The organism is Mycobacterium sp., from assembly GCF_050701675.1.
GTDB lineage: Bacteria > Actinomycetota > Actinomycetes > Mycobacteriales > Mycobacteriaceae > Mycobacterium.
The window spans coordinates 1-3,264 of record NZ_JBOGDD010001191.1; the positions used below are offsets into that span (position 1 = coordinate 1).

General features: G+C 67.8%; 3 protein-coding genes. 1 reads left to right on the plus strand and 2 read right to left on the minus strand.

Annotated elements, in window-relative coordinates:
* Positions 1 to 1,701: type I DNA topoisomerase (topA, locus tag ACRDUX_RS36955; protein WP_526421859.1), on the minus strand; the 1,701-nt coding region annotated here is incomplete at its 3' end.
* Positions 1,702 to 1,833: 132 nt separating this feature from the next.
* Positions 1,834 to 2,424, minus strand: coding sequence for a hypothetical protein (locus ACRDUX_RS36960; protein WP_526421861.1), 591 nt, complete (start codon positions 2,422 to 2,424; stop codon positions 1,834 to 1,836).
* Positions 2,425 to 2,780: 356 nt separating this feature from the next.
* Between ACRDUX_RS36960 and ACRDUX_RS36965 the strand changes: the two genes are divergently transcribed.
* A partial coding sequence (locus ACRDUX_RS36965) for a DEAD/DEAH box helicase (protein ID WP_526421863.1) occupies positions 2,781 to 3,264 on the plus strand: 484 nt, incomplete at its 3' end.

The following is a 3,264-nucleotide window of genomic DNA, read 5'->3' on the forward strand; positions in this document are numbered from 1 at the left end:
CGCGAAGTGCTGTTCGAGCAGCCCGATGACGGCGAACGCCACCCACGACGGGACCAGCGCGCTGCCCTTCTTGTGGACGTACCCGCGGTCCTGGATGGTCTTGAGGCTCGACGAGTTCGTCGAAGGCCGCCCGATGCCCAGGTCTTCGAGCTGCTTGATCAGCGATGCCTCGGTATAGCGGGCGGGCGGGCTGGTGTTGTGGCCGTCCGCGGTCAGGTCCGTGGCGTCGACCCGCTGGCCCTGGGTCAGGTTCGGCAGCCGGCTCTCGGCGTCGTCGGCCTCACCGCCTGCCTGCTCGTCGAGGCTCTCGACGTAGGCCTTGAGGAATCCCGCGAACGTGATGGTGCGACCGCTGGCGCTGAACACCACCTGCTCGCCCGTGCTGGCGGCTCCCGCGATGCGCAACGACAGCGTGGTACCCCTGGCGTCGGCCATCTGGGAGGCCACGGTGCGCTGCCAGACCAGTTCGTAGAGCCGGAACTCATCGTTGTCGAGCTTGCTGTGCAGCTGGCCCGGGGTCTGGAAGACGTCGCCGGAGGGCCTGATCGCCTCGTGCGCCTCCTGTGCGTTCTTGACCTTGCGGGTGTACTGGCGCGCCGTCGGGTGGACGTACTCCTCGCCGTAGAGCTGCTTGGCCTGGTTGCGCGCCGCGTTGATCGCCGTCTCCGACAGCGTCGTCGAGTCGGTACGCATGTAGGTGATGTAGCCGTTCTCGTACAACCGCTGCGCGATGCTCATCGTGCGCTCGGAGGAGAACCGCAGCTTGCGTCCGGCCTCCTGCTGCAACGTGGAGGTCATGAACGGCGGATATGGACGCCGGGTATAGGGCTTCTGCTCCACCGACGCCACGCTGAGCTGGGCACCCCGCAAGCCACCGGCGAGTGCGGTCGCCGACGCCTGGTCGAGGACCCGCACCTCGTCGGGCTTTCTGACGGCTCCTAGCGAGTCGAAGTCGCGGCCGCTGGCCACCCGCCTGCCGTCGACCGAGTTGAGCTTGGCCGTGAACTTCGGCGGCGACGCCTCCGAGTCCGAGACGCTGGCGTCGAGTTCGGCGGTGACGTCCCAGTACCCCGCGGTGCGGAACGCCATGCGCTCGCGCTCCCGCGACACGATGATCCTGGTCGCCACCGACTGGACCCGGCCTGCCGACAGCTTCGGCGCGACCTTCTTCCACAGCACGGGGCTGACCTCGTAGCCGTAGAGGCGGTCGAGGATGCGGCGGGTCTCCTGGGCGTCGACGAGATCGATGTCCAGGTCGCGCGGATCCTCGGCGGCGGCCCTGATGGCCGACTCGGTGATCTCGTGGAACACCATCCGCTTGACCGGGATGCGCGGCTTGAGCGTCTCGAGCAGGTGCCAGGCGATGGCCTCGCCCTCGCGGTCACCGTCCGTCGCCAGGTAAAGCTCGTCGACGTCCTTGAGCAGAGCCTTGAGCTCGGTGACGGTGCTCTTCTTCTCCGGACTGATGATGTAGAGCGGTTCGAAGTCGGCGTCGACGTTCACGCCGAGGCGGGCCCACGGCTCGGACTTGTACTTGGCCGGGACGTCGGCTGCGGCGCGAGGTAGGTCGCGGATGTGCCCACGCGACGATTCGACGACGTAGTTGGAGCCGAGGTATCCGGCGATTTTGCGCGCCTTGGTCGGCGACTCGACTATTACGAGTCGCCGAATCCTGCCGCTGCCACCGTCCTGGTCAGCCAACTCTGTTTACGCTCCACTTCTATGCGCCATTCGAGGCGAGACGACCGATTCAGCGGTCACAGGCACCCACAGCAACTGACAATTTCGCACTCCGGGCGAGCCTACGCAAACTGGCTTCCTTCCCGAGAGGCATCAGGTACGTGGCCATTGCTGGAACGCGTCGGTATCCCCTGGGGGTTCCCCCACGTTCTCTACCAGGCGCGATAGGCGTCTGCGGCCACTGATTCGCAAGGCCGGGTGAGCCCCACGAGTACCGATCAAGGTCGGTGCGATTCCCACCCGCATCATCGCCGAGGCGAGTGCGGAATGCGTATCCGGCGCGTGCGGGTCCAGTCCGAGCAGGTAGCGGTCGGCCTCGGGGGTTCCTGCGGCCAGGGTCCACGCCCGCAACTCGCGCGGACCGGGCAGCCACTGAGGAGGGACCGTCTTGACCGCACCACGCGTCCAGGCAAGCGCGATGGACACCAAGCGGCGATCGATCGCGGTCCGAACCAGCGGGGTGTTCTCGTCCGTGCGCCCGATCTCCGGCTGCAAACCGGCCTCGGCGATCATCTCGGCCAGCGCCTGCGCGCGCCACAGCTGATCGACCACCACCGACAGCCGCGCAGCCTGCCCGGCGCCCTGGCCGACCAGGACCACCTGTCCCGGGGCGGCCAGGATCCCGGTGAGGTCGGCGACCGCAGGGGGCACCGCCTCCGCCGAGAAGAAGGACAGCTGGCTCACGACCCCGACATTAGGCCAGCACCGCAATCCCGCTGCGGCACCGTGCCGCGTACCCGGCCGACAGTTGGTCGGGCTCGAACGCTCAGAGCGTGCGGACGTTGACCGCCTGCGGTCCCTTCGGGCTCTCGTCGACCTTCTGCTTGTCCTTCATTCCTTCTATGTGCCTCGGGTGCGGCACATAGATTTCCGGTGAGCCGGCCCGTTCCTGCGAGTGCCGACATGCGAACGCAGAAGCTGCGACCAGGCATAGTCAATCGTGTAGAACGCCCTGACGACAGACGGTCGTCGACAATTGACTTGGTGCCGTGCGCCGGGGTCTGACCTGGGGTCGAGCCGCTAATTCGGGAGGACGGACAGTGCCTGACCGAGTGCCTCGGCGATCGTCGGACTTCGGTCGCGATCTCCTCGCGTGCGCGGTCGACGGCACCGATCCCGCCGAGCATCCGCTGCGCCACGTTTCCGACCTCGCCCCCCGCCAGGCCCACTCCCGACCCTGGCCGCAGTGGGCCGACCCCGACGTCGTGCGGGCCTTCGTGGACCGGGGGATCACACAGCCCTGGTCCCACCAATCCGTCGCCGCCGACCTTGCCCACTCCGGCCGCCACGTGGTGCTCAGCACCGGCACCGCGTCAGGCAAGTCACTCGCGTACCAACTTCCGATCCTCACCGCCCTGGGGTCGGACCCAAGGGCCCGCGCGTTGTACCTCTCACCGACGAAGGCCCTCGGCCACGACCAGCTACGCGCCGCCCAGTCACTGACCAACGCCGTGGCGAGCCTGGCCAACGTCGGACCAAGTCCATACGACGGCGACAGCAGCCAAGACGGACGCCGGTTCGCCC